At 33.1% G+C, this 24,027-nt stretch carries 23 protein-coding genes; 10 read left to right on the top strand and 13 right to left on the bottom strand.

What is annotated here, in order from left to right:
• Positions 1-132: 132 nt before the first annotated feature.
• The 4 genes from ABD692_RS16840 to ABD692_RS16825 form a co-directional block, all read right to left on the bottom strand.
• The gene (locus ABD692_RS16840; protein ID WP_316760521.1) at positions 133-1,416 is read right to left on the bottom strand and encodes an OmpA family protein; all 1,284 of its coding nucleotides are present in this window, start codon (positions 1,414-1,416) and stop codon (positions 133-135) included.
• Between the two features lie 222 nt (positions 1,417-1,638).
• Positions 1,639-2,304 (bottom strand): YdeI/OmpD-associated family protein, encoded by a 666-nt coding sequence (locus tag ABD692_RS16835; RefSeq protein WP_344768830.1) that lies wholly within the window; start codon positions 2,302-2,304, stop codon positions 1,639-1,641.
• A gap of 9 nt (positions 2,305-2,313) precedes the next feature.
• Positions 2,314-2,844 carry an RNA methyltransferase gene (locus ABD692_RS16830; protein WP_316760514.1) on the bottom strand — a complete coding sequence of 177 codons (531 nt, stop codon included), beginning with the start codon at positions 2,842-2,844 and terminating at the stop codon, positions 2,314-2,316.
• 66 nt (positions 2,845-2,910) lie between these two features.
• On the bottom strand, positions 2,911-4,062 hold the full coding sequence (locus ABD692_RS16825; protein WP_344768827.1) for a galactokinase: 1,152 nt from the start codon (positions 4,060-4,062) through the stop codon (positions 2,911-2,913).
• A gap of 64 nt (positions 4,063-4,126) precedes the next feature.
• Between ABD692_RS16825 and ABD692_RS16820 the strand changes: the two genes are divergently transcribed.
• Positions 4,127-5,176 carry an aldose epimerase family protein gene (locus ABD692_RS16820; RefSeq protein WP_344768825.1) on the top strand — a complete coding sequence of 350 codons (1,050 nt, stop codon included), beginning with the start codon at positions 4,127-4,129 and terminating at the stop codon, positions 5,174-5,176.
• Between the two features lie 2 nt (positions 5,177-5,178).
• Positions 5,179-5,574, top strand: a complete 396-nt coding sequence (locus tag ABD692_RS16815) for a DUF1398 domain-containing protein (RefSeq protein WP_344768823.1) — start codon at positions 5,179-5,181, stop codon at positions 5,572-5,574.
• Between the two features lie 38 nt (positions 5,575-5,612).
• Here ABD692_RS16815 and ABD692_RS16810 read toward each other — a convergent pair whose 3' ends face one another.
• The 4 genes from ABD692_RS16810 to ribD are packed head-to-tail and all read right to left on the bottom strand — an operon-like array spanning position 5,613 to position 9,040.
• Positions 5,613-6,473 carry a nucleoside phosphorylase gene (locus tag ABD692_RS16810; protein ID WP_344768821.1) on the bottom strand — a complete coding sequence of 287 codons (861 nt, stop codon included), beginning with the start codon at positions 6,471-6,473 and terminating at the stop codon, positions 5,613-5,615.
• Between the two features lie 53 nt (positions 6,474-6,526).
• Positions 6,527-7,141, bottom strand: a complete 615-nt coding sequence (locus ABD692_RS16805; protein WP_344768819.1) for an IMPACT family protein — start codon at positions 7,139-7,141, stop codon at positions 6,527-6,529.
• Entirely contained in the window at positions 7,128-7,997 is an 870-nt protein-coding gene (locus tag ABD692_RS16800) for an EamA family transporter (protein WP_344768817.1), read from the bottom strand. The genes ABD692_RS16805 and ABD692_RS16800 overlap by 14 nt, the downstream gene beginning before the upstream one ends.
• A complete protein-coding gene (gene ribD / locus ABD692_RS16795; RefSeq protein ID WP_344768815.1) occupies positions 7,994-9,040 on the bottom strand; it encodes a bifunctional diaminohydroxyphosphoribosylaminopyrimidine deaminase/5-amino-6-(5-phosphoribosylamino)uracil reductase RibD in 1,047 nt (348 codons plus the stop codon). The genes ABD692_RS16800 and ribD overlap by 4 nt, the downstream gene beginning before the upstream one ends.
• Before the next feature lie 60 nt (positions 9,041-9,100).
• Between ribD and prmC the strand changes: the two genes are divergently transcribed.
• Positions 9,101-9,946, top strand: coding sequence for a peptide chain release factor N(5)-glutamine methyltransferase (prmC, locus tag ABD692_RS16790; RefSeq protein ID WP_344768813.1), 846 nt, complete (start codon positions 9,101-9,103; stop codon positions 9,944-9,946).
• On the opposite strand, the gene xerD is transcribed toward prmC, so the two are convergent.
• Positions 9,943-10,842 carry a site-specific tyrosine recombinase XerD gene (gene xerD, locus ABD692_RS16785; RefSeq protein WP_344768811.1) on the bottom strand — a complete coding sequence of 300 codons (900 nt, stop codon included), beginning with the start codon at positions 10,840-10,842 and terminating at the stop codon, positions 9,943-9,945. The genes prmC and xerD overlap by 4 nt on opposite strands.
• A gap of 62 nt (positions 10,843-10,904) precedes the next feature.
• Here xerD and aroQ point away from each other — a divergent pair, with 62 nt between their 5' ends.
• Positions 10,905-11,327: a type II 3-dehydroquinate dehydratase gene (gene aroQ / locus ABD692_RS16780; protein WP_316760495.1), complete on the top strand. Its 423-nt coding sequence runs from the start codon at positions 10,905-10,907 to the stop codon at positions 11,325-11,327.
• Here the strand turns inward: aroQ and ABD692_RS16775 are convergent, their stop codons facing one another.
• Positions 11,328-12,338 (bottom strand): glycosyltransferase family 2 protein, encoded by a 1,011-nt coding sequence (locus ABD692_RS16775; protein ID WP_344768808.1) that lies wholly within the window; start codon positions 12,336-12,338, stop codon positions 11,328-11,330.
• 5 nt (positions 12,339-12,343) lie between these two features.
• On the bottom strand, positions 12,344-13,216 hold the full coding sequence (locus ABD692_RS16770) for a lysophospholipid acyltransferase family protein (protein WP_316760490.1): 873 nt from the start codon (positions 13,214-13,216) through the stop codon (positions 12,344-12,346).
• Between the two features lie 39 nt (positions 13,217-13,255).
• Here ABD692_RS16770 and ABD692_RS16765 point away from each other — a divergent pair, with 39 nt between their 5' ends.
• The 3 genes from ABD692_RS16765 to mgtE all read left to right on the top strand — a co-directional run bounded on the left by ABD692_RS16765 (position 13,256) and on the right by mgtE (position 16,427).
• Complete coding sequence (locus ABD692_RS16765; RefSeq protein WP_344768805.1) at positions 13,256-13,867, top strand: WbqC family protein; 612 nt, start codon at positions 13,256-13,258, stop codon at positions 13,865-13,867.
• A gap of 2 nt (positions 13,868-13,869) precedes the next feature.
• Positions 13,870-14,991, top strand: a complete 1,122-nt coding sequence (gene corA / locus ABD692_RS16760) for a magnesium/cobalt transporter CorA (RefSeq protein ID WP_316760485.1) — start codon at positions 13,870-13,872, stop codon at positions 14,989-14,991.
• An 83-nt stretch (positions 14,992-15,074) separates the two neighbouring features.
• Entirely contained in the window at positions 15,075-16,427 is a 1,353-nt protein-coding gene (gene mgtE / locus ABD692_RS16755) for a magnesium transporter (RefSeq protein ID WP_316760482.1), read from the top strand.
• Positions 16,428-16,494: 67 nt separating this feature from the next.
• On the opposite strand, the gene ABD692_RS16750 is transcribed toward mgtE, so the two are convergent.
• Positions 16,495-16,905 carry an organic hydroperoxide resistance protein gene (locus tag ABD692_RS16750; protein ID WP_316760480.1) on the bottom strand — a complete coding sequence of 137 codons (411 nt, stop codon included), beginning with the start codon at positions 16,903-16,905 and terminating at the stop codon, positions 16,495-16,497.
• A 344-nt stretch (positions 16,906-17,249) separates the two neighbouring features.
• Here ABD692_RS16750 and ABD692_RS16745 point away from each other — a divergent pair, with 344 nt between their 5' ends.
• The 3 genes from ABD692_RS16745 to ABD692_RS16735 are packed head-to-tail and all read left to right on the top strand — an operon-like array spanning position 17,250 to position 21,043.
• Positions 17,250-19,610 (top strand): hypothetical protein, encoded by a 2,361-nt coding sequence (locus tag ABD692_RS16745; protein ID WP_344768801.1) that lies wholly within the window; start codon positions 17,250-17,252, stop codon positions 19,608-19,610.
• The gene (locus ABD692_RS16740; RefSeq protein ID WP_344768799.1) at positions 19,610-20,605 is read left to right on the top strand and encodes a PorP/SprF family type IX secretion system membrane protein; all 996 of its coding nucleotides are present in this window, start codon (positions 19,610-19,612) and stop codon (positions 20,603-20,605) included. The genes ABD692_RS16745 and ABD692_RS16740 overlap by 1 nt, the downstream gene beginning before the upstream one ends.
• Positions 20,606-20,608: 3 nt before the next feature.
• Entirely contained in the window at positions 20,609-21,043 is a 435-nt protein-coding gene (locus tag ABD692_RS16735; protein ID WP_344768797.1) for a hypothetical protein, read from the top strand.
• Here the strand turns inward: ABD692_RS16735 and ABD692_RS16730 are convergent.
• Complete coding sequence (locus tag ABD692_RS16730) at positions 21,040-23,199, bottom strand: FUSC family protein (RefSeq protein ID WP_344768795.1); 2,160 nt, start codon at positions 23,197-23,199, stop codon at positions 21,040-21,042. The genes ABD692_RS16735 and ABD692_RS16730 overlap by 4 nt on opposite strands.
• Positions 23,200-24,027 lie beyond the last annotated feature (828 nt).

The raw sequence follows: 24,027 nt of genomic DNA, 5'->3' as shown, positions 1-24,027 counted from the left end.
AAACATGTTTCACCTGATCGATTTTCAAAGTTAACCCAATAAAGGAGGTAACTTTTTCAGTGCCCTCAATAATTTGGCGGCTATTTTTAGTTATGTTTTAAACTGATTTTAAAACCAACGGTTATTTACAAATTAAAAAATGGTAAATTCTACACGACGATTTTCTTGACGACCAGCGGCAGTTTTGTTTGTAGAAATTGGTTGATCTGGTCCGTAACCTGTAGCTTCGATTCTTGATGCATTAGCACCTTGAGAAACTAAATAAGCTTTTACCGATTCAGCTCTATCTTTCGATAAACGTAAGTTTAATTCTCTTCCACCTGTGTTATCTGTATGGCCAGCTAATTTTAAGCTAAAGTTTTTCTCTACTAATAAAGCCGCAACACGGTTTAAAGTAGCGAAAGATTTAGAACGGATTGTTGATTTACCTAAATCGAATTCTAAATTAGAAATTGCATCCTTAACAACTTTACGATCAGCTTCTGTTACAACAACTTTAGTTTCTTTAATAATTTCGCGTTGAACTTTAATTGGACAACCAGAACCATCTACAACAGTACCTGATGCAGTTCCAGGACATTTATCGAATTTGTTTGCAACACCATCATTATCATCATCAGCTAAATCTTTAGCATATTGTGCTCTGTCTCTAGCTGCGTTTTCTTCAGCTGTAGATAATGCTCTTCTTAATTCGTTACTTTCTTCAGCAGTTTGTTTGCGTAAATCGGCAATAGCACTGTAGTTTTGTAATTGCGAATTTTCTTTATTACCTAAAGCAAATTCAACACCTACGTGCGAGTAAGAATATCTGTTCTCTAAATAAGCACTTTTAACAGTTGGTGATGATTTGATAAAGTTAATATCGTAACCTAAATCGATGTTAACACCTTTAGATACACCAAACTTAAATCCAACACCTGTTGGTATATACCAACCTTCTCTATCCTGAAAAACTTGAGTTGTTCCAACTTGCGAATCTGACGACATGTAACCAGCACCAGCTTTAACGTAAGGGATTAAAACTGCGTTTTCAGTATTTAAGCTGAAATTAGCAATGTTTAATACTGCAGTTAATGAACCAGCCCAATTGATGCTGTTTTTTTGTTCGATAGTGCTCGTAGTGTTTAGCGTTTTCATTTCTCCACGTAAAAAATCGGCTTGTAAGCCTAAAGCAGGTAAAATTTGTTTTTTAACAAAAGCTCCGTAACCTACGCTTTTAAATTCTCTTGCTTTAACACTTCCTCCTCCTAAAATTGTATTCTGGCTGAAGATACCAGCTTGAGCACCTACGCTCCATGTTCTTAAGTTCTGCTTACCGAATCTACCAGATACTGTTGGTGTTTCTTGTGCAAATAATTGCGATGATAATCCTAATAAGGCAACCAACATTGTTGATTTTGTAATTCTCGTATTCATGTTTTTAATTTTATAAATAATAGTGGGTAAACAGCTTTTTCATCATAACTGTTTTGCAACTACCAAGAAAAAATCTTGCCAAAAGTATAATTATTGCTACAAAGAGCAATAAATGAGAAGATTAGCGGCATGAAAATAATTTACATAAAAGTCTTTTTACCATTAAAATCTGGTTAAATTTTGTAGCCTTTTCTATACAAACGAGAATTTGGTACTTAATATTTAAGCTTTATCTGATGGATTTTTCTTACCCAAAGAAAGCATATTTACTGTTTTTTCTAACCTTGCTTGTCTTGTTTTGTCTTGCTTTGCGGTTAAAATCCAAAGTACATATTCCTTTTTATGAGAATAAGCCAGACTATTGAAATAACTCAAGGCAGTATGATTTTGAGTTAAGATTGATGCTAAATCTTCAGGTAATTTTACGGTTTTATTTACTGGATCGATATAATTACCGTATTCGTTCGATTTAATTTGTTGGTTTCCTACACCCGAGTGTTTTACTTCGGTTGCTAATTTTAGCCTTAAACCAGTCCAGGTTTCGTTTACAGCTGCCGATGCGCAAGGCGATAAATTATAAACGCCAAGTTCCTTCCAGGTTTTCATTAAATCTAAATCAGAAGAAATTTTAGATGATTTTTTTGGATAAAAAACCCAAAATATAGTTTTAGAGTTAATTGATTTTAGATTATTTTCTATTTGCGAATTGAGTTGTAATCTACTAATCGAAAAGGCAATAAGTACATCGAAAGTTGTATCATCTGTATATTTTAGGGATATTTCAGATGGAATATTTCCAAAAATAGCAGCTGCATTTTCGGGTGCATCAATTACTTTAACCGTAAAATTCGGTTTTATTTGAAGTTTTTTTAAAAATAAATTTTCCATCTGAAGATATTACAACCTTAATTTAGCAAAGAAATCCCAAAAAACAATTCCAGCAGAAATGGTTATATTAAATGAATGCTTGGTTCCAAATTGAGGAATTTCTATGCACTCATCAATCTTTGCCATTACTTCATCACTCACCCCATCAACTTCGTTTCCGAAAATTAAAGCATACTTTTTGTCCAAATCTGGTGTAAATGTATTTAGCATTGTGCTGTTTTCAGCTTGTTCAATCGCTACAATTTCATAACCTTGAGCTCGTAATTCGTCTACCGCGGTTGTAGTTTCTGGATAATGAACCCAATTTACAGATTGTGTAGCACCTAATGCAGTTTTCTCGATTTCGCGATGTGGAGGTTGGGCGGTAATACCGCAAAGTACAACTTGCTCTAGTGCGAAACCATCAGCGGTTCTAAAAATAGAACCAATGTTGTGCATACTTCTCACATTATCTAAAACAGCAACAACAGGAAGTTTTTCTTGCGCCTTAAACGATTCTATATCAGCTCTATTAAGCTCATCTAATTTTAATTTCTTCATTCTTATTAAAAAATGCTGATTCTAAATCTTAAAGACTTAAAATCAGCATTGTAAATATATTTAATTCTATAATCTTATTGGGCCGTTTCCGATTTCGCTCACATATATTTCTGCTGGATAACCGATTTTATCAACATAATAATTAGTTAAATGCTTTGCAAAATCTTCTTCGAAACCTTTTTCCAGTAAAGCAATTGCGCAACCGCCAAACCCAGCGCCAGTCATCCGTGCGCCAATTACATGTTCGTAATCTGCACAAAAATCAACCACGGCATCTAGTTCTTTTCCACTAACTCCATACAAAGTTCTTAGCGATTCGTGCGAAGCATACATTAATCTGCCAAAATCACTTAATTCCCCTGCATTTAAAGCTTTAGCCGCTAAATGCACTCGATCATTTTCTTTTACAACATGAGTTGCACGGTTTAAAATAACTTCATCCGTAATTAGGTGACTATGTAATGCAAACTTTTCGGCAGTTAAATCACATAAATTGTTAAGTTTTATTTCTTCGTTTAATAATTTTAGTGCGGTCTGGCATTCTTCAACTCTTTCATTGTATTTAGAATCTGCCAGTTCTCGGGGTTTTTTAGTGTTAATAATCGCTAAAACGTAGTTTCCTAAATTTATATCAACCATTTTATATTTTAGTGTTTCGCAATCTAAAACAATTGCTTTATCCTTTTCTCCAAAAGCTACCGCGAATTGATCCATTATACCAGAATTCAGACCGATAAAATCGTTTTCAACTCTTTTAGCCATTTTTACTAATTCCAGTTTATCATAACCTAAATTGAAATATTCATTTAATGCAAAAGCTGTTGCAATTTCTATCGAAGCAGAAGAAGATAAACCCGAACCAATAGGGATATTTCCAAAATATAAAAAGTCTAAACCTGTGATTTCTTTACCATCTTTAATAAATTCATTTATTACACCGATAGGGTAATTTGCCCAAAGGTTTCCATTTTTTTCGTGACTAATATTTGCTTCAACCTCGGTTTGAACTTCAAAATTTAAACTTTTAAATGTGAATTTATTATCACTGTTTGGTGCAATTGCTAGCCAAGTTCCCAGAGTAATTGAACAAGGCATCACTAATCCGCCATTGTAATCAATATGTTCGCCTATAAGGTTAACTCGGCCAGGTGTAAAGTAAACAGCATCAGCATTTTTATGGTATAGCTCAGCAAATTTTTCTTCAAGTTTAATCTTCATTTGGTTGAAAATATTTAAATAATAGTATGTTTGTTTAGGAAACAAAAGCCCTAAGTTACAATTTATGAGCATTCAGCAAACATCTACAGGAAAATTTATTGATGGCGAAGAAATTATCGCAATCGAACTAACCAACAGCAAAGGTACTTATGTCGAAATTTTTAATTATGGTGCAATAATTAACCGTTTTGTGGTGAAAAATATCAAAGGTGAAATGCAGGATATTGTACTTGGTTTTGATGATATAGAAGGATATTTTGATGAAAAATACTTAGAAAATAATCCTCATATCGGCTCGGTTATTGGCCGTTATGCAAACCGAATTAAAGGCGGAAAATTTTCGATTGAAGGCGTAGATTATCAATTAGAAAAAAATACGGGCACCGATAGCTTACACGGTGGAATTGTTGGTTTTGATAAAAAGGTTTGGGATATTGTTGAATTGGGAGAAGAGAATCAATCTTTTGTTACGCTTGAATATGAAAGTGTTGATGGGGAAGAAGGTTTTCCTGGTAGTTTAATCGTTGATTTAACCTTTGAACTAACGGATAATGATGAGCTTATTTTAACTTATGAAGCAGAAACGGATAAAGCAACCGCCATTAATTTAACGCACCATGGTTATTTTAATCTATCGCCTAATGGTGGTAATGTTGGTAAACATAAACAACAAATATTTGCAACAAATTACTTGGAGCAGGATGACAACTATTGCGTTACTGGAAAATTACTACCTGTTAAAGGAACAGCTTTAGATTTTACCGAATCTAAAAAGCTTTCAAAAGACTGGAATCCTGAGGAAGGTTACGACCAAACTTTTGTGCTGGATAAAACCTATGGCGATTTATCGCTCGCGAGTAAAACATTTGAGGATGAAAGCGGTTTAACTTTAAGCGTGTACACAACCGAACCAGTAGCACATTTGTACACATCGAAGTATTTAAAGGCTAAGAATGGGAAAGATGGCAGAGATTATGGTGCTTATGATGCATTTTGTATCGAAACACAACATCACCCGAATGCAATAAACATTCCCGAATTTCCGACCACAGTTTTACAACCTGAAGATTTGTACACGCAAACAACCATTTTTAAAGTTTCACTTACCAAATAATTATGTTCAGCATAGAAGAAATTAAAGCAGCAGAATCAAAAATAAAAACAGGAGCTGATTTTCCTCAATTTATAAAGGAGATTAAGGCATTAGGAGTAGTCAGAAACGATGTTTATGTAGCTAACGGTTTATCTGTCTACTTTAATAGCGACGATTATTCCGTTCAGGCAAGTCCAGATGAATATCCAGAACTCGTTATTAATAGCGAATCTTCTGCCGAAAAATTAGAACATGCATTAAAAATTCATCAGCGGGGTGAAACAGATTATTTTACTTTTTGTAAGCAAGCGGCTGATGCTGGAGTAGAAAAATGGGTAATTGATTTGAATAGCATGACTTGTAGCTATCTCGATACAAAACAAACAGAGCTCGTTAAAGAAGGAATTCCATCCGCATAAAAAAACTGCTACGAATAAATTTAATCGTAGCAGTTTTTTTATATCCGCTCTAAAACCATTTTAATAGCCTGTTCTACTATTTTATTAGGTTCGTTACTAAATTCAAGGTTTACTCTGCTGGCCAAAATCGCATTCACAGAAAGCGCCTTATGACCTAAAACTTTAGCCAAAGCATAAATTCCAGCAGTTTCCATTTCCAAATTAGTAATCCTGTTCTGATTACTTTTAAAACTATTTATCAGTTTAATAAAGTTAGGTACCGCATTTTTGGCCCTAACCTGTCTGCCTTGTGGTGCATAAAAACCTGGCGCTGTAATGGTAATTCCTTTTGCCATATCCTTACCAATGGTATTTAATAAAGCATCACTAGCTGCAGTTAAATAAGGATTTATATTTTTTAAATGACCGAAATGAGCTTTAATATCATCGAGTAAACTTCTTTCATCGCCAGATAAATCATGAACATAATAATTCATCAAAGAATCCATTCCTAAGCCAAAAGAAGATGCTAAAATTGTACCCATTGGAACATCAGGTTGAACGGCACCAGAAGTTCCGACACGAATGATATTTAAGGATGTAAGTTCTTTTTTAACTTCACGGGTTTCAAAATCGATATTTACTAACGCATCCAACTCATTAAAAACGATATCAATATTATCAGTTCCAATCCCTGTAGATAATACTGTAACTCGCTTATTTCCAACTAAACCAGTATGCGTTACAAATTCGCGCTTGCCTTTTTTAAATTCGATGCTGTCGAAATATTTACTTACTTCTCCAACACGGTCAGGATCGCCAACAGTAATTACAGTTGCAGCAACATCACCAGGTAAAAGATTGAGATGGTAAATACTTCCATCAGGATTGATAATTAAATCGCTTTCTGCTATTTTCATAATTAGATTATGCTTTTAATGAAATGAACCCATTAAATTGGTTTCATATTTGGTTAAATAGTTTGAATATATTTTAGTTTGATGCCTTCAATTTTATCAAACTTACTTAAAACCTGATTTAATTGCGCTTTTCTAACTTCAAATTTTAAAATACAATTTATATCAAAGTTTTGAGATAAAACATCAAGATTCTCATCCTTAATAACTTTCATAATATCATTCATTTGCAAATATTCAAAATGAACATCATAAATATCATTTACAGTTTTTGTGATAATGTTTGATGCTGAAATTGCCTCTAGACTTGCATTTTTATAAGCATTTATTAGCCCTGGAACACCAAGTAAAGTGCCACCGAAGTATCGAACTACAACAATTATTATATTGGTTAAATCTTCTGATAAAAGGCAGTTTAAAATCGGTCTGCCTGCTGTTCCAGATGGCTCACCATCATCGTTAATTCTATAAACAGATCGATCTGGAGTAAGACGATAAGCATAGCAAAAATGCCGTGCCTTGGCATGTTCCGACCTCAAATTATTAATTAATGGTTTAATTTCTTCTTCGGAACGTATAGGATAGGCGTAAGCAATAAATTTACTGCCCTTATCTCTAAAAATACCTTCAGCTGCCCCATTTATTGTTTTATATGAATCATCGAACAGCATTTAATTGAGATATAGTGATTAAAATTACAGCACATAATGCAAGTGCAATTCCGAAATAATTTAGTTTAGTTAGTTTCTCTTTAAAAACCAAAATACCAATTAAGCTACCAACTACAATTACACCTAAATTCATAGCTGCAAAAACAGTAGATGGATTTGTGGCTAAGGCCTTGTGCGCTTTTAAATAGAAAAGGATATTACCAAAATTAAATAGCCCTAAAATTAATCCGCAGCCTATATTAACCAATTGTAGTTTAGTTTTTTTAGTAACAATCATAATAATGATGATAATTAATGAAACAAAAAAAGCCAGACTAAAAACCGTAAAGAGTGATGTTGTATAAGGCAACTCTTTGTGTAAGGCTATTTGTTTAAAAAGCACATCTATAATACCAAAACCAACGAAAACTATTATTGGATAGAACCAGTTACCTGATTCGGATTTACTTTCTGATTTTCTAAGGAAAGTTAAAATGATAGCTAAAAAACCGACACCAAGACCTATAAATTTTAGTTGATTAAAATCTTCCTTAAAAATAAAAAACGCTGCAAGAATTGGTATAAAAAGCGATAAACGTTGAGCGATATCGGTTTTAACAATTCCCAGTTTTTTTACCGATGCTGCAAGAAATAAAAATATGGTTGGAAGTAAAATGGCTAACGCGATATAAATCGGCCAGGGTGCAGTTCCTGTAATTATTTTAACATCGGGTTTAAAAAAAAGAAAACATAGGGTTAGCGCAGTTAAATAATTAAATGTGACGGCTTGTATAATACTGATTTTGTATCTTTTTGCGAGCTTTAACAATACAGCAACGGTAACGCTGCAAAAAATACTTAAAATTATGTATATCATTTATTTATATAGATAGAAAGTTTATCATTACCAATAATAATCTGAGCTGTTATGTCGCCATTAACAACAGGAGCAGGGATACCTTGATTCCAGCTGTTTGCTGAAGCAAAAACCCTAGCTTCATCCCAAAGATTGGCCTCTAAAAATTGCTTTAAAATACTTGCACCGCCTTCAATAATAACCGATTGAATATCCATTAAATATAACTGAAAGGCAATTTTTTGAGCTAAATAGAAGTGCATATCTTCCATTTGGATGTAATGAATATTATCAACCACATCAGTTTTAATTTCATTAAAAATAATAGTTTTTGCTTCCTTGTTATAAATATTATTGCTTTGTGGTACCTGAAGATTTTTATCAATTACCAACCTTACTGGATTTTTTCCAGGCCATTCTCTACTTGTTAATTGAGGATTATCTATCACGGCGGTTTGTTTGCCAATTAGAATTGCATCTTCTTCTGTTCGCCATTGGTGAGCAAGACGTTTTGCCAATGCCCCACTTATCCATTTTTGATGGCCGTCTGTTGTGGCAAAATAGCCATTTGCAGTTTCTGCCCATTTAAGGATAATATAAGGTCGCTGTTTTTGTATTCTGGTAAAAAAACGTCTGTTAAAGTACTTACATTCATCATCTAAAATACCACTTAAAACTTCAATGCCTGCATTTTTAAGCTTCTCAATGCCTTTTCCATCAACACCAGAAAACGGATCTCGGTTGCCAATAACAACTTTTTTTAATTGATACTTTACAAATAAATCGGCACATGGCGGGGTTTTTCCAAAATGTGCACAAGGCTCTAAATTAACATAGGCAGTGGCTTGTTTTAGTAGATTTTCGGCTTCATCACCATATTTTTCTAAAACAGATTTAATGGCGTTTGGCTCTGCATGGGCTTCACCATATTTGTGGTGAAAACCCTCGCCAATAATTTTACCATTGGCAACAATAACACAACCAACCATCGGATTTGGATTTACATTTCCAATTGCTATCGCTGCTAACTCTAAACAACGTTTTATGTAAAATTCATCGCTCATTAGCGCAAAAGTAGTTAAATTATGACAAGGATAGTTACCAATTTATTACTTTTGTAATCGATGAATATTAAAGCCTTAGAAAAAGAATATATACAGAGTTTAAGCCATTTTTACGATAACGACGAGGCGAAAGCAATATTTAATTTAGCTGCAAGCAGTGTTTTAAAAGTAACGAAAAGCCAGTTGGTTATCGATAATGAAAAAGAGATTTTAGCTAAAGATTCTAATAAACTTTCGAAAATTTTGACTGATTTGAAAACAGGTAAGCCTGTTCAACAGGTTTTAGGAGAAACTATTTTTTACGGTTTACCTTTCAAAGTTACGAGCAACGTTTTGATACCAAGACCAGAAACTGAAGAACTTGTGGATTGGGTTATTAATCATGTTAAAGATAAAAAGGAGTCACTTTTAGACATTGGAACTGGCTCGGGTTGTATTCCAATCGTATTAAAAAAGCATTTACCACATTTAGATGTTTCATCTATCGATATTTCTTCTGAAGCTTTAAAAGTTGCTGCTGAAAATGCACAATTGAACAAAATAAGTATCAACTTAATTGAAGCGGATATTTTAAAATATTCAACAGATAAGATGTACGATGTAATTGTGAGTAATCCACCTTATATCAGAGAGCTTGAAAAAGCAGAAATGCATGAAAACGTTTTGATACATGAGCCGCATACAGCATTATTTGTTAGTGACGAAAACCCTTTGATTTTCTATAAAGCAATTGCCGATTTTGCTTTGAGTAATCTGAATCCAAATGGTTATTTATTTTTCGAAATTAATGAATATTTATGGGAAGAAACGCTTCAGATACTTATTGATAAAAGATTTAAAAACATAGAGTTAAAGAAGGATATGCAGGGCAAAGATAGAATGATTATGGCTAGAACTAATCCTTAAGAACGAGGATGAAATTGCGTAATTACTTCTCTTAAAAAATCTCTGTCTATGTGTGTGTAAATTTCGGTTGTAGTAATACTCGAATGCCCCAACATTTCTTGTACAGCACGTAAATCTGCTCCTCCTTCTATTAAATGAGTAGCAAAAGAGTGCCTCAAAGTATGTGGACTGATTGTCTTTTTTAATCCAGTTTGAACGGCTAAACTTTTAATTAGGTTAAATATCGAAATCCTCGATAGTTTAGCTCCAAAACGATTCAGAAAGATAAAATCTTCATTTCCTTTTTTAATTTTTACATGAACCCTGATTTGATGAATGTAAAGATCCAAAAGCTTTAAGGCAACACCACCAATCGGGATCAGCCGCTCTTTATTTCCTTTACCAATAACCTTTAAAAATTCTATTTGAGGATATAGATTTGAAATTTTTAGTTCGGTTAGTTCAGTAACCCGTAAACCACAGCCATACAAAACTTCGATAATGGCCTGATTACGCATGCCTTCTGGTTTAGAGGCGTCAATAGCATCAATTAGGCTGTTAATTTCATGAATATTTAAGGTGTCAGGTAATTTTCGGCTAAGTTTAGGAGCCTCAATTAACGCCATCGGATCGTTTACAATTACCTCTTCAAGCATTAAATAAGTAAAAAACGATTTTAATCCTGAAATAACTCTTGCCTGCGTACTCGCTTGCATACCCAGTTCGTTAAGCCAGCTTATAAATAATTTAATATCTGCTGCAACAATTGCATTTAAGGCTGGCTCTACATTTAAAGATTGATAATATTGATTTAATTTATCAATATCATTTAAGTAAGCATCAACAGAATTGCCTGACAACGAGCGCTCTAATTTTAAATAACCTTTAAATCCTTTAATATATGATTGCCAAAGCATGATTTTATTTAAGATTTTTTATAACATTGCAACGTTACAACATTTAACGTTATAATATCAACATGAAAATACAAATTATCAACGGTCCGAATTTAAATCTTTTAGGCGTACGTGAGCCATCAATTTATGGTAATACAAGCATTGATGAGTATATAATTAAGCTAAAAGAAATTTATACTATAATTGATATCGAGTATTTTCAAAGTAACGTTGAAGGCGAAATTATAAATAAACTGCACGAAGTTGGTTTTAGCTACGATGGGATTATTTTAAATGCTGGTGGTTACACGCATACTTCAGTTGCTATTGCAGATGCTATTGCTGCAATTAAAACACCTGTTGTAGAAGTTCATATTTCTAATATTTATGCTAGAGAGGAATTTAGGCACACTTCTTTAACAGGCAAAAATTGCCAAGGTGTTTTAACTGGCTTCGGAATGAATGGTTACCGTTTGGCGATTGAAAGTTTACTTTTTAATGCTTAATTATAAATTAGAAAAGAATCTAATTTTCTTGATAAAAAACGCCCAAACCACGCTGCTTTTATAAACTCCAGTATGCTCTGCATAGGGTTTTTGGATTTGTTTTCTTTTTGATGCCGTTTTATTTAGTGCTTTAATAAAATGCCAATGGCCTTTACTTACAGCCAATGTAAACTTCGGCTTTCCACTTAAAAGAAAATGCCACCAGGCAATAAAATCAATACACATTCGAATGAAAATTCTAAAAATAGCATCTCCTGCAGGAAGATTTTTCTGCATTATGATTAAGTTATTTCTAAAATTAAGATAGGTTTTAAAAGGATTTTCCGTTTGAAGTGTGCCGCCACCGACGTGGTAAACTTCAACATCAGGACAATAAACTACTTTGTAATCAAGGTTCTTTAACCTCCAGCACAAATCGATTTCTTCCATGTGAGCAAATAAATCTGCATCCAAACCACCAGTTTCTAGCCAACACTTACTTTTTATAAAAAAAGCTGCACCACTTGCCCAAAAAATTTCTTTGGTATCATTGTATTGGCCTTTATCAATTTCGTAAATGTTGAATAGTCTTCCACGGCAAAATGGGAAAGCATAAATATCTAAAAAACCGCCTGCTGCACCAGCATACTCAAATTGCGCTTTATTTTCTTGCCATTTAATTTTAGGTTGTGCTGCAGCAATTTTATCATCGCTCTCCATCAAATCAATAACAGGCTGAATCCAGTTTGGAGTAACTTCTACATCCGAATTCAAAAGCACAAAATAATCAGCGTCAACACGTTCTAAAATTTTGTTGTATCCGCCAGCAAAACCGTAGTTAACATCGTTTTTTATAATTTTAACGGTTGGAAAATTTTGCTTAATATAGGATACAGAATCGTCTGTAGAGCCATTATCGCCTACGACAATTTGCAAATTATCGTATTTTGAGAGTAAAACGCTGGGTAAAAATTGTTGTAACCAAGCTTTACCATTCCAGTTTAAAATTACAACTGCTACTGATGGATTCATTATTATTATTCGGGTTTAAATTTCCAGCGTTTATGGCTCCAAAGCCAATATTGAGGCTGTTCTTTAATTATATCTTCTAAAAACTTAAAGTGCATATTGGTAATTTCACCATCAGCAGTTAAAGAAGGATTTAAGCACATTGGTAAAACTTCAACAGTATAATAGCCTGTTTTTACAGAGCTCACTTTAAAGTAATAAATAGGTCTGTTTGTAGATTTTGCAATTTTTTCTACTCCTAATAAAGCCGCAGTTGGCTGATTTAAAAAGGTAAGAAAATATTTACTTTCCTCGCGGGTAGGCGATTGGTCGCTTGCAAAACACAATAAACTTGGTTCATTTTTATAGGTTGCCATACTACGTAAAGTTTGTTTCATGGCAACAAATACATTTCCAAATTTAGTACGAAGTTTATTAAACCAATACTCGAAAGTTTTATTATTTATTGGTTTGTAAATCACAATCGTTTTAGCAGAGATATTTAAGCCTAAAGCTAAAGTGCCTAGCTCCCAATTTCCATAATGACCAGTGCAAGCCAAAACACTTTCACCCTTGCTAAAATGAGCTTCTAATTGCTCAATGCCTACAAATTTTACTCTTTTTAAAGTTTCCTTTTTTGAAATTGTTTTCTGCTTAATGATTTCGAAAATCAAATTTGCTAAAAACTTAAAGTATTTCTTTTCGATTTTGATAATTTCCTGTTCAGATTTTTCGGGAAAGGAGTTTGTTAAGTTATTACGAACAACATTTTTTCGATAACGGATTACGTAATAAAGGATATAATATAGTAATCTTGCAAAAATAAATAATATTTGCAGAGGCAATAGCGAAATCAGGCATAAAAAAAATACGCCCACGTGCGCAATCCCTCTTTTAATCATTAATTTTAAAACGTTTGAATTACAAACATATATTTTCAAATGCAAAATACCGCTATACTTCCTTTATTTTATCTTCCTCCTGTAAGCTATTTTAGTAAAATACAACAAATTAAGCCCGATTTTTTAATCGAAAAATTTGAGCATTTTCCTAAACAAACCTTCCGAAACAGAGCTGGGATATACTCACCAAACGGAAAACTCGATATTACTGTTCCAGTAGTAAAAGGTGCAAAAATGAGAACAGCAATTAAAGATGTTAAAATTAGTTACGATTTTAACTGGCAGCGCTTACATTGGATGAGTTTGGAAAGTTGTTATCGCAGTTCGGCTTATTTCGAATTTTACGAGGATGAGTTAGTACTTTTTTATAATAAGAAATTTGATTTCCTTTTCGATTACAACCTTGAACTGATAGAATGGCTATGTAAAAAGCTTAAATTGGATATCACTTTTAATTTTACCACCGAGTATTATGATCATATTGAGCCTGAATTTGATTATCGAAATATGATGAGTCCAAAAAAAACTGATGAATATTTAAACAATAAGCAATATTTTCAGGTTTTTGAAGATAAACATCAGTTTATTCCTAACTTAAGTATTGTCGATTTGTTATTCAATCAAGGTCCGCAGGCTAAGTTATACCTTTAATTATGGCTAAAAATAAAAAACGCAATAAACACATTCACTATAAAGTGCCCGAACCTGGCACCAGTCCAGGTTTATATACCATTGATGAAAATGCGTTAAAGCCCATTATCACTTTCCATACTTATGATGATAAATCTTATAAAAATGAAGAATTAAAAAACATCGATAATATAGAAAAGCTAACCGAGAATAGTAATTTTTTCTATTGGTTTGATATTAAAGGTTTGGCTGATCCAAGCATTTTTGAAACCTTATACGAAAAATTAAATGTAAGTAGATTGGTGCTTGAAGATATCACAAGTTCGTATCAAAGGCCAAAACTTGATGAATATGATAATGATAAATATGTTTTTTCAGTTAGCAGACACCTTTATTTAAGCGAAGAAAATGGTTTATGTAATGAGCAAATATCGTTTATCCTTACACCAAAATTCTTAATTACTTTTCAGGAGAATTATGAAGATTGCTTTAATCCTGTTAGAAAACGGCTAGAAGTAGGTAAAGGAAATATTAGAATAGGTGGAAGTAGTTACCTAATGTATGCCATGATGGACGCAATTGTAGATAACTATTTTACGCTTCTTAATTTTTGGGGCGAAGAATTGGATGCAATTGAGGACCGTTTATTTGATAATCCTGATAAACGAATTATGTATGATACACAAGCCATAAAGCGATCATTAATTACAATTAGGAAAGTAGCCTGGCCAGAAAGAGATAAATTAAACGACATTTTGCGAAGTGATAGCCCCTTGATTTCTGATCTAACTAAAACATACATTAAAGATGCTTACGACCATTGCATTCAAATTATCGATTTTATAGAGTCTTTAAAAGAAATTGCGTCGGCAAACATCGATATGAATTTATCCATCATTAGTAATCGGATGAATGAAATTATGAAAGTTCTTACCATAATTTCTTCCATATTTATTCCACTAACTTTTATTGCTGGTATTTACGGTATGAATTTTAGTAGGGAAGACCCAACAACTGGTAAAATATTAACCGATAACATGCCAGAACTTTATGCCGAACATGGCTATTTATACACCTGGCTTGTTATGCTTGTTATTGCCATTATACAAGTTATATACTTTTGGCGTAGAGGCTGGTTTAAATAACCCTCCAACAATTTTCTTTATTGGAAATAGAAGTTTTAACATTAAAAATGTATTAGAATTGCTATTTTAGAAGCTCAAGAAATATGCAATCATCATTCGAAATAGATAAGAGCGACGTACTGAAGGTTAAAAATGCAATTTTAGCTGGTGATGAAACTTTAAAACAAGTTTTAGGGGAATATCATGCCTCAGAAATTGCAATTTTATTCGAACGCTTAGATAAAGGAGAACAGCAACACATTATTAATTTGTTGCCTGCAGAAATAGCTTCAGAAATTATCTCTGAGATGGATGAGGAATCTCATCCTGAAGATTTACTTTTTCAGCTGCATCCCGATAAGCGTACTGAAATTGTTGAAGAACTGGATTATGATGATGCTACCGACATTATTTCTCAACTTGAAGACCACGAACAGAAGGAAATTCTGGAAGACTTACAAGATGAGCATGCTTCTGAAATTCGTAATCTTTTAACTTACGACGAGAAAACAGCTGGTGGTTTAATGAACACAGAACTGATCTGTGTAAACATTAACTTAACTAAGAAAGATGCAATTGATGAAATCATCCGTCAGAGTGAAGAGATGGAGGAATTTTATACCATTTATGTTGTAGATGATAATGAGATTTTTAAAGGCATTGTTTCTCTAAAAGATATCATCAAGGCCAGGCACAATGCTCAAATCACTGAACTTGTAAAAATCGATGCAGTTTATGTGCATCCTGATACCGATCAGGAAGAGGTAGCTAATTTGATTTCTCAGTATAACTTAACCAGTATTCCAGTAATTGATGAGCATCAGAAATTATTAGGTAGAGTTACTTTCGATGATGTTATTGACGTTATGGAAGCGGAAAGTACGGAGGACATTTTAAAAATATCAGGTGTATCAGAAGATGAAGAACTGAGTGGTAATTGGGTCGAAGCTGTAAAATCCCGTTTGCCCTGGCTTATTATCAATTTAGGAACCGCTTTTTTAGCTTCATCAGTTGTACGCTATTTCGATCCAACAATTAAATTAATTCCATCATTGGCTGCCTATATGACCATTATTGCAGGTATGGGTGGAAATGCCGCAACACAAGCTTTGGCGGTAACGGTTCGTCGTATTTCGCTCTATGATTTAACAGATAAGCAGGCTTATAGAACGGTATTAAAAGAATTTACTGTCGGTTTAATTAATGGAGCCGCCAATGGCTTAATCGTGTTCATTTTTGCATTCTTTTTCGATGGAAACCCCATGCTGGGACTGGTTATCTTTTTGGCAATGACAGGTAATTTAGTAATTGCTGGTATAACTGGAGCTGGAATTCCGTTAATCTTAAAAAGAGTTGGTATCGATCCAGCAATTGCTTCATCCATAATTATTACCACTTTTACCGATGTTTTTGGCTTTCTTTTAATTTTAGGTTTGGCTAGCAAGCTTTTGCTATAAGGTTGCAACAGAAAATATTAATCATAAAAAAAACGGACTAGCAAAGTCCGTTTTTATTCTTACTTATTTAAATAGCTGTAATTCTCACATCTATGTTTCCTCTAGTTGCTTTTGAGTAAGGACAAGCTTTATGTGCCTTTTCAGCAATTGATTGGGCTTCATCATGCGATATTCCTGGGATATGTACATCTAAATCTGCTGAAAGTACAAAGGCATTTCCATCTTTATTAAATGAAACCAAAACATTAACGTAAGCTTCACTAACATCTACACCTTCTCGTTCGGCAACAGAACCTAAAGCGCCTAAATAACAAGGTCCCCAAGCTGCAGCAAATAACTGCTCTGGGTTAGTAGCCCCACCTTGACCGCCAAGTTCTTTTGGCTTTCTAATTTCAAATTCCAATTGACCATCGTTTGATTTGATATGCCCGTCTCTGCCTCCTGTAGCTGTAACTTCAGCTGTATATAACTTTTCCATAATTTTCGGTTAAAGCATAAACAACAGCTATCTAAGCAAAATTGTTTGAAAAATGCCTTTATCCATACAAAAAACGAATAGTTTTCGTGTAAAATTTCTTGCCTCAAATTTAAATTTAAAGCAAGAATTAATTGATTTAATTAGTCTGATCGCCAGCTAAATAAGTGCGCTTTTATGCCTGGTGAAATATTTTTTTTACGCCTAGTTTTCGTGTAAAAAAATACATAAACACAAAAAAACGACTAACTAATTATACCAGTATAACTATTTTTATATAGAATTATTAATATCGCTCCCTATTGATTTATAGATTACTATTGATGTTATGTATAGCCAGCATGGTTATGCCATCAAAATTACAAGCACAATTATGTCCAGAAAACATTGGTTTTGAAAATGGCAATTTCAAAAACTGGAAAATTTACACAGGAACCTCTAATTTTTCAGGTGTAAATCTAACCGAAGTATCTTCTGCAGTTTTGGGTAGGCATACCTTACAGAACAACAAAACAGCCTTGGATCAGTATGGTCAATTTCAAATTGTTCCGAAGAGTGGTGGAAACTATATTGTTAAGGTTGGGAATAATGGAACTGGCGCACAAGGTGAGGGGATTTCATATCTGATAAATGTACCAGCCAATCGTTCCGAATTTACCCTTACATATCAATATGCAGTAGTATTCGAAGATCCTAATCATCCTAAGGAAGAACAACCACGCTTCATTGCAAGGGTAAAAGATGTTGAAACGGGTAAATATATCCCTTGCGCCTCATTCGAATACATAGCAACTTCAACACTCCCTGGCTTCAAAAAATCTAAATCAAGTAGTACTGTTATATATAAAGAATGGACTCCAGTAACAATAAATTTGTCTGGGTACCAAGGAAAACAACTCCTTTTAGAATTTATAACTGGAGATTGTACTTTGGGTGGGCATTTTGGCTATGCTTATGTTGATGTGAACAATTTATGTGGAGATTTAATTATCGGTAATACTTACTGTAAAAGCTCTGAAGAACTTAATGTTTCGGGTCCGAGTGGATTTCAAACCTATGATTGGTACAATGGTGATAGAACAATTAAATATGGGACAGGGCAAACGGTTAAAATTAAACCAACACCACCAGATGGTACAGTAATCGTTCTTGATGTAGTACCTTTTACTGGGTATGGTTGTCCGAGTACTTTAAGTGCTGTTGTTATGGCGGTTGATTACCAACTTCAACTTCTACCAAAAAATACAATTTGTCAAGGTACTTTAATTGATTTAACATCAGATGATTATGTGCTTAATAGAAATGCTGATTTTAGTTACTTTGCTTATGAAGACAAAGATTTATCAATTCCTATAACTGGGATGATAAAGATCAATGAGAATAAAACTTATTATATAAAAGCCACAAATTATAAAGGATGCGAAAGCGTTAGCAGTGTAGATATTTCGATCTTCGACATAGCAAATATTACAATTAAAAATCCACCTCAAGCCTGTTATAATCAGACTGTAGATTTATCAAATGATGATATATATGTTGGGGATTTAACTGATGTAACTAAAGGTTATTTTACTGATGCGGCGGCTACTAAAACTTTAGCTAATCCAACCAGAATAAATGTTAGTGGAAGATATTACACCAAACTCAGCAACGATTTAGGCTGTAGTAAAATTTTAGCTGTAGATGTTATTGTAAATACTAAACCAATCCTTAAAATAACAAATCCCAAAGCTGTTTGCTATCCTGAAACCGTTGATATTAGTGCCTTAAATAATTTTACTGGTAGCGATAAAGATTTAAAATATCAGTTTTATTATGATGCAGCATTTAATCAGATAATACCCGATGCAACAAAAATCGACAGAAGTGGAACATATTATATTAAAGCAACAAATGTTTTGGGTTGTGCGGTTACCGATAAAATTAGTGTAGTAGTTTTTGATTTACCCGTTTTGGTAACAAAAGATCCGAGCCCTGTGTGTTATCCTTCTACAATTGATATCACAGAACAAAGTTTATATACTGGAACTACCATAGGAGTAACCTATTCATATTATACCGATAGTAATTTAAGCAACAAAATTACTCTACCAAGCCAAATAGCCACTACGGGGGCTTATTTTGTGAAAATTACAAATGCCAATGGCTGTTTTGTATCTGCAAAAATAAATGTTACGATTAATCCATTGCCAACAATTGTTTTAAATCAACCCAATTCAATTTTCGATTATGATTATATTGATTTAACATCTGCCGATATCGTTAAAGGTAGTAAGGGCTATGTAAAGGCTCGTTATTATGAGGATGCTTCGCTTACTAAACAACTTGCCGATCCTACAAAAATAAATAAAAGTGGTGTTTATTATATTTCGTTAGAAAGTGATAAAGGATGCTCTATATCAGCTCCGCTTGTGGTAACTGTTTTACCAGCTCCTAAAATAGTTGTTCCAACAGCTTTTACCCCTCAAAAATCTACGAACAATCTACTTTATCCATTTTTTACAAGCATACAAAAATTAATAAGCTTTAAGGTTTATAATAAATGGGGCATTTTGGTTTATCAAACTGGCAGTATGGTTTCAACTGGCTGGGATGGGCAATTTAATTCTAAAATGCATCCAATGGAAACTTTTTCATGGTTTGCAGAAGGCATAGATGTTTTGGGCGGGAAATTTCAATCAAAAGGTAAAACTATATTAATATTATAATGTACAAAGAAATAACAACTCTAATATTGTGCTTTATAACTATATGTTGTTCTGCACAAGACCCAAAATTTTCTCAGTATTTTGCTGCGCCTTTGGCTTTAAATCCAGCTTTTACTGGGTTTTTCGATGGCGACTATCGCTTAGCTTTAAATACCAGGCAACAATGGGGAAATCTTGGTGATCCATATAATACGTACAGTATATCTGGAGATGTTAAACTAATTGCCGATGAGAACTTTACAAATAGTGTGTTTTCAATAGGGGTTAGTGGCTTGTTTGATGAATCTTTCAATAAGGCATTAAAATCACAATACATTAGCGCAAGCGCTTCTTATTATCAATATCTTGATGTTCATCATCGGTTTAAGTTTGGCTTAGCACCTCAAATATCTTATGTTTCGAGGTTTTTAGATTATAACAAACTTACATTTGCATCTCAGTATAATGGGAGTGGATTCGATCCTACATTGCCAAATTATTTAAATCTGCAAAACGATAGAACATCGTATTTCGATTTAAATATTGGAGCTAACTTTTCTGCAACTTTCGAGCGGATGAGTTTAGCCGTTGGTTATGCTCAATACCACCTTACCAAACCTGTTGAAACACTTCTTGGGGCAACTAATAACGCCTTACCTGCAAGAAGGACAGTAAACTTTGGATTACTTTATCTAGTAAATGATTATGTTGATTTCAACTTAACTGCAATTTACAATGGCCAGGGGAATATTAATGATAAATTAGCTGGTGTAGTAATTGGTTTTAAGCCCAACGATCAAACGAAGTTGAAATTGAATGGCGGTCTGTGGTATAAATTTAACGAATCGTCGGTTTACCCATATCTGGGGTTAGTATTCGGTAATGTTAGTGCAGGTATTAATTATACAATTTTAAGTAATCGTGTATTAAGTTCTACTCCACGTACTTACGAAATTTCATTAATCTATCGACACAATAACTTTAAAGGTTTTAAAGTTCCATGCCCTAAATTCTAAAAAATGAAAACATCCTTAATTATATTCTTTTTTATTGCGCTATCAAAAATGTGTTTTGCACAGCAGAAACAAAGCTTAGATTATCAATATTATCGAGATGATAATAAATATTATGCATTTGAACTTTATAAGAATGCATCTCTTTTAGATGATAAGCTGATGTTAGATTTCGTATCGAATGGTAATTACAAAAAAATTGATCGGATTTATTTGAAAGAAGGCGGTATTGAAACCAAATTGAAATTTAAATCAAGAGAAGAAATAATCAAATCAGATAATCCAGAACAAAAATTTTATCCAATAATGATTAGTTCTAAAGATTTGGAAAGCAAGAAAACAGCATGTGAAATTCAAATTGTTTTTAAACTAGATAACGGTTCTATTTTAACATTGCCCTTTAATATTTGTGCAATTTTTGAGCAATTGGATAAAAGTTAGATTTTTATTTTAACAGAAAGTTTGTATAAATCGTAGGCAACTTTTTGTATTAAATCAAATTGTTCTGGTATTAAATCTTCTCCTGATTTTATGCTAAAACCAGTTTCATTTAAACGGATTAAAGGTACATTATCAATTGTATTTTGTCCTTTATGCAAATTTTCAATTGAAGTATCAAGCAAATAAACCGTGTTGTTTGCTATTGGCTTTAGCGCTTCAAAATTTTCGACATGAAAATCGTGTTCTTTGTTATACAGCGATAAAGTTGCCATGTATGAAGATAGTAAATGACTTAGCGCAGTAAATTGATGAACTTCTTTTATAAAGATTTGCTTGCTTTTTGGTTCGGAGAACATTCTTTGAAATAAAGAAGCAAGGTTTGCTGTGCTAACGTAAACCTCTTTTCTTGCCAGTTTATAATCTGTTCGATTGTAATTGTTTTCAAAATAGAGTTTTGCAATTTGCTCGAAATACGCTTTGTTTGCCAAAAGTATATTAACCATCGCATCCTTTAGTTTATCTCGTTCCCATGTTGGAAATAACGAATAGCTCGCTAAAAGTGCAATTCCTGAGCCTATAAAAGTATCGTAAATTCTTTCTCTTGCTAGAGCTATGGAACCCATTCCCAAAAAATCAAACAAAATCAAGATGTAGGGCGTCATAAATAATACGCTTACAACATAATTTTTTCGTTGAAAACTATAACAGCCAATCATGCAGATTAAGAGGATCGCAAATAACGTATTTTTATCATGAATATAGGTTACCACACCCATACCAATAAAAGCACCAATTGTAGTGCCTATCAATCTTTGATAGTTACGCTGTTTAGTTAAACTAAATCCTGGTTTAGAAATCACCAGAATGGTTAAAAGTATCCAATAACTATGAGAAAAATTGAGAATCTGAGAAACGACATAACCTAAAAGCATAACAACAGTAACCCTTAAAGAGTGCCTAAAAGTGGATGAACTGTAGGTTAAGTTTTCTGTAAATAGATTAAAATCAAATTTTTGGCGAGTAATAAATTTTTCTGTATCAACATCAGCCTTTCTTATATCTTTACTATTGCGGAGTTTAAAATAATTATTAATCGTTTTTACTCTAGCAAGTATGTTTTCGATATTAACCTCAATATTTTTTAAAGCGATAATAGCAGAGGTGCTAAATTGGTTATTATTGTTGTTTCCTTCGAAATTATTTATTTTAATTTTTAAACGCTCAATTTCTATTAACAATCGTTTTGAAATAACAGGCTTACCACCGCTTTTTAACGCGAAAGCAATATCATCTAAAGCATAAGAAATGCGTTTTATAGCCATTTCGTAATCTGGCAATATGTTAGCAGAATCAAATTGATCGTGTAATTGCTTGTAATTGTAATAGGTAGACATTACCTGCTCAAACAAATCTACCATATCAACAAACACAAGCATTAAAAATCGGCCCTCAGGTGTCGAATCCCTAATAATTTCACGAGTTCTAAATAATAATTCTCGAACTGCATCCTGCTTTTCATGAACGGAAACCTGCAATTGCAATAAATCTGCATATGTTTTATCGTAATTGTTATTTCGATGGTAAAACTTAGCTTTCTCCCTTAAAAATTCTGCAACCTCGATAATCGAATCGCTTAACGATTGCTGCACCAATCGATAAGGGCGTAATCGGTAAACAAAATAACTTAATCCAGTGTACCATAAACTACCTGCTAAAACCATTAGCGAATGGATTAATACTTCCTGCCACGGTCTTATATCGTCGATACTCAAAACCATTATTAATAGGGTAGCGGTACCAATAGATGCCGCCCTTATTCCATATATGTAGAGCATTGAGAAGATAAAGCTGGATACAATTAACAGAAAGCCAATAAAATAATGGCTTTTGTTGGTTAATCCCGTTAATATCGAAAATATGAATATGAGCACAGCTGTAATTAGCATAGCATTTCGGCGATGTACCATTGGTCCAGGACTATCAACAACACTTACGCATAGCGCACCGAGAGATAAGGTCATTCCGTATTTAAGTAAACCGAATTGAGCAAATACTAAGGAGGGAAGCAGCACACCAATTGTTATGCGCAACCCATCAGCAAAATAGGTGCTGAGTAAAAAATCCTGAATATTTCTTATGGGTTGCTTGATCTGCATATCACAAAAATAACATATTACCTATGTTTTTGTTGAATGATTTGGATTAAGTTTTTTCATAAACTTTAAGCTTTTAAGCAGAAAACATAAATATATAATTTCACTATTTGTTATCTGTTTGTTAGTAAGTTAGTTATGTGTTTGTGTGGATAAAGTAACGCTATATTTTGTTTCAAATGCAGAAAACAATGTTTTTGGCAAATTTATATGTTAACAAGTCTGATTTTCAGGTTGATAACTTTGTTTATAAAAAGAATATATTTTTATTGACATAGATCGTTTTTCACCCTATATTAGAATATATCAAATACGGAGTAATTGAAAGTCTGAAAAGAGAATCCAAAAGAGAAACAGAACCGAAAGGGGAAGTTTTTCGGATTAACTTCATAAGAATATGGTTGTTTTTTGAGCGGTTTAAACCAATTAAGAATATAAATACAAAGTCGAGAGATTATGTATTCGAAAACCAAAAGGCTTAAACAGGCATTATTGAAAATAGTATTGTTTTACGGAACACGGCTATCGGAAATAACTTCTTAACGATTTACAAAAGTTTGCAAAAACCAAGTAAAAACGAAGAAATTCAATTTACAGAGTTATTAGATGCTTTAATGATAATTACGGTTGTTATTAAGGTTAAAACGGGGAACTGAATCGCAAGAAGAAGAACCCCGTTTTTATTTTGTTCAAATTTTTCTCCATGTTTAATATATTCAAGCTCCATTTGATTTTAAATCATCAAAATAAATAAACCTAGTGTTGGATCAAGCAAAAAAGTTGGGGAGCAATTCTATGCATAAATTTTAGATAATCTGAACAGAAAGAATT

Origin of the sequence: Pedobacter ginsengiterrae, assembly GCF_039537385.1 — a bacterium.
Taxonomy (GTDB): Bacteria; Bacteroidota; Bacteroidia; order Sphingobacteriales; family Sphingobacteriaceae; genus Pedobacter; species Pedobacter ginsengiterrae.
Note: the sequence above shows the minus strand (reverse complement) of the source record. Positions and strands in the feature narration are given on the sequence as shown.

Coding starts and splice junctions, on each gene's coding strand:
- ABD692_RS16840 (WP_316760521.1), bottom strand. CDS start 1,416: ATGAATACGAGAATTACAAAATCAACAATGTTGGTTGCCTTATTAGGA.
- ABD692_RS16835 (WP_344768830.1), bottom strand. CDS start 2,304: ATGGAAAATTTATTTTTAAAAAAACTTCAAATAAAACCGAATTTTACG.
- ABD692_RS16830 (WP_316760514.1), bottom strand. CDS start 2,844: ATGAAGAAATTAAAATTAGATGAGCTTAATAGAGCTGATATAGAATCG.
- ABD692_RS16825 (WP_344768827.1), bottom strand. CDS start 4,062: ATGAAGATTAAACTTGAAGAAAAATTTGCTGAGCTATACCATAAAAAT.
- ABD692_RS16820 (WP_344768825.1), top strand. CDS start 4,127: ATGAGCATTCAGCAAACATCTACAGGAAAATTTATTGATGGCGAAGAA.
- ABD692_RS16815 (WP_344768823.1), top strand. CDS start 5,179: ATGTTCAGCATAGAAGAAATTAAAGCAGCAGAATCAAAAATAAAAACA.
- ABD692_RS16810 (WP_344768821.1), bottom strand. CDS start 6,473: ATGAAAATAGCAGAAAGCGATTTAATTATCAATCCTGATGGAAGTATT.
- ABD692_RS16805 (WP_344768819.1), bottom strand. CDS start 7,141: ATGCTGTTCGATGATTCATATAAAACAATAAATGGGGCAGCTGAAGGT.
- ABD692_RS16800 (WP_344768817.1), bottom strand. CDS start 7,997: ATGATATACATAATTTTAAGTATTTTTTGCAGCGTTACCGTTGCTGTA.
- ribD (WP_344768815.1), bottom strand. CDS start 9,040: ATGAGCGATGAATTTTACATAAAACGTTGTTTAGAGTTAGCAGCGATA.
- prmC (WP_344768813.1), top strand. CDS start 9,101: ATGAATATTAAAGCCTTAGAAAAAGAATATATACAGAGTTTAAGCCAT.
- xerD (WP_344768811.1), bottom strand. CDS start 10,842: ATGCTTTGGCAATCATATATTAAAGGATTTAAAGGTTATTTAAAATTA.
- aroQ (WP_316760495.1), top strand. CDS start 10,905: ATGAAAATACAAATTATCAACGGTCCGAATTTAAATCTTTTAGGCGTA.
- ABD692_RS16775 (WP_344768808.1), bottom strand. CDS start 12,338: ATGAATCCATCAGTAGCAGTTGTAATTTTAAACTGGAATGGTAAAGCT.
- ABD692_RS16770 (WP_316760490.1), bottom strand. CDS start 13,216: ATGATTAAAAGAGGGATTGCGCACGTGGGCGTATTTTTTTTATGCCTG.
- ABD692_RS16765 (WP_344768805.1), top strand. CDS start 13,256: ATGCAAAATACCGCTATACTTCCTTTATTTTATCTTCCTCCTGTAAGC.
- corA (WP_316760485.1), top strand. CDS start 13,870: ATGGCTAAAAATAAAAAACGCAATAAACACATTCACTATAAAGTGCCC.
- mgtE (WP_316760482.1), top strand. CDS start 15,075: ATGCAATCATCATTCGAAATAGATAAGAGCGACGTACTGAAGGTTAAA.
- ABD692_RS16750 (WP_316760480.1), bottom strand. CDS start 16,905: ATGGAAAAGTTATATACAGCTGAAGTTACAGCTACAGGAGGCAGAGAC.
- ABD692_RS16745 (WP_344768801.1), top strand. CDS start 17,250: ATGCCATCAAAATTACAAGCACAATTATGTCCAGAAAACATTGGTTTT.
- ABD692_RS16740 (WP_344768799.1), top strand. CDS start 19,610: ATGTACAAAGAAATAACAACTCTAATATTGTGCTTTATAACTATATGT.
- ABD692_RS16735 (WP_344768797.1), top strand. CDS start 20,609: ATGAAAACATCCTTAATTATATTCTTTTTTATTGCGCTATCAAAAATG.
- ABD692_RS16730 (WP_344768795.1), bottom strand. CDS start 23,199: ATGCAGATCAAGCAACCCATAAGAAATATTCAGGATTTTTTACTCAGC.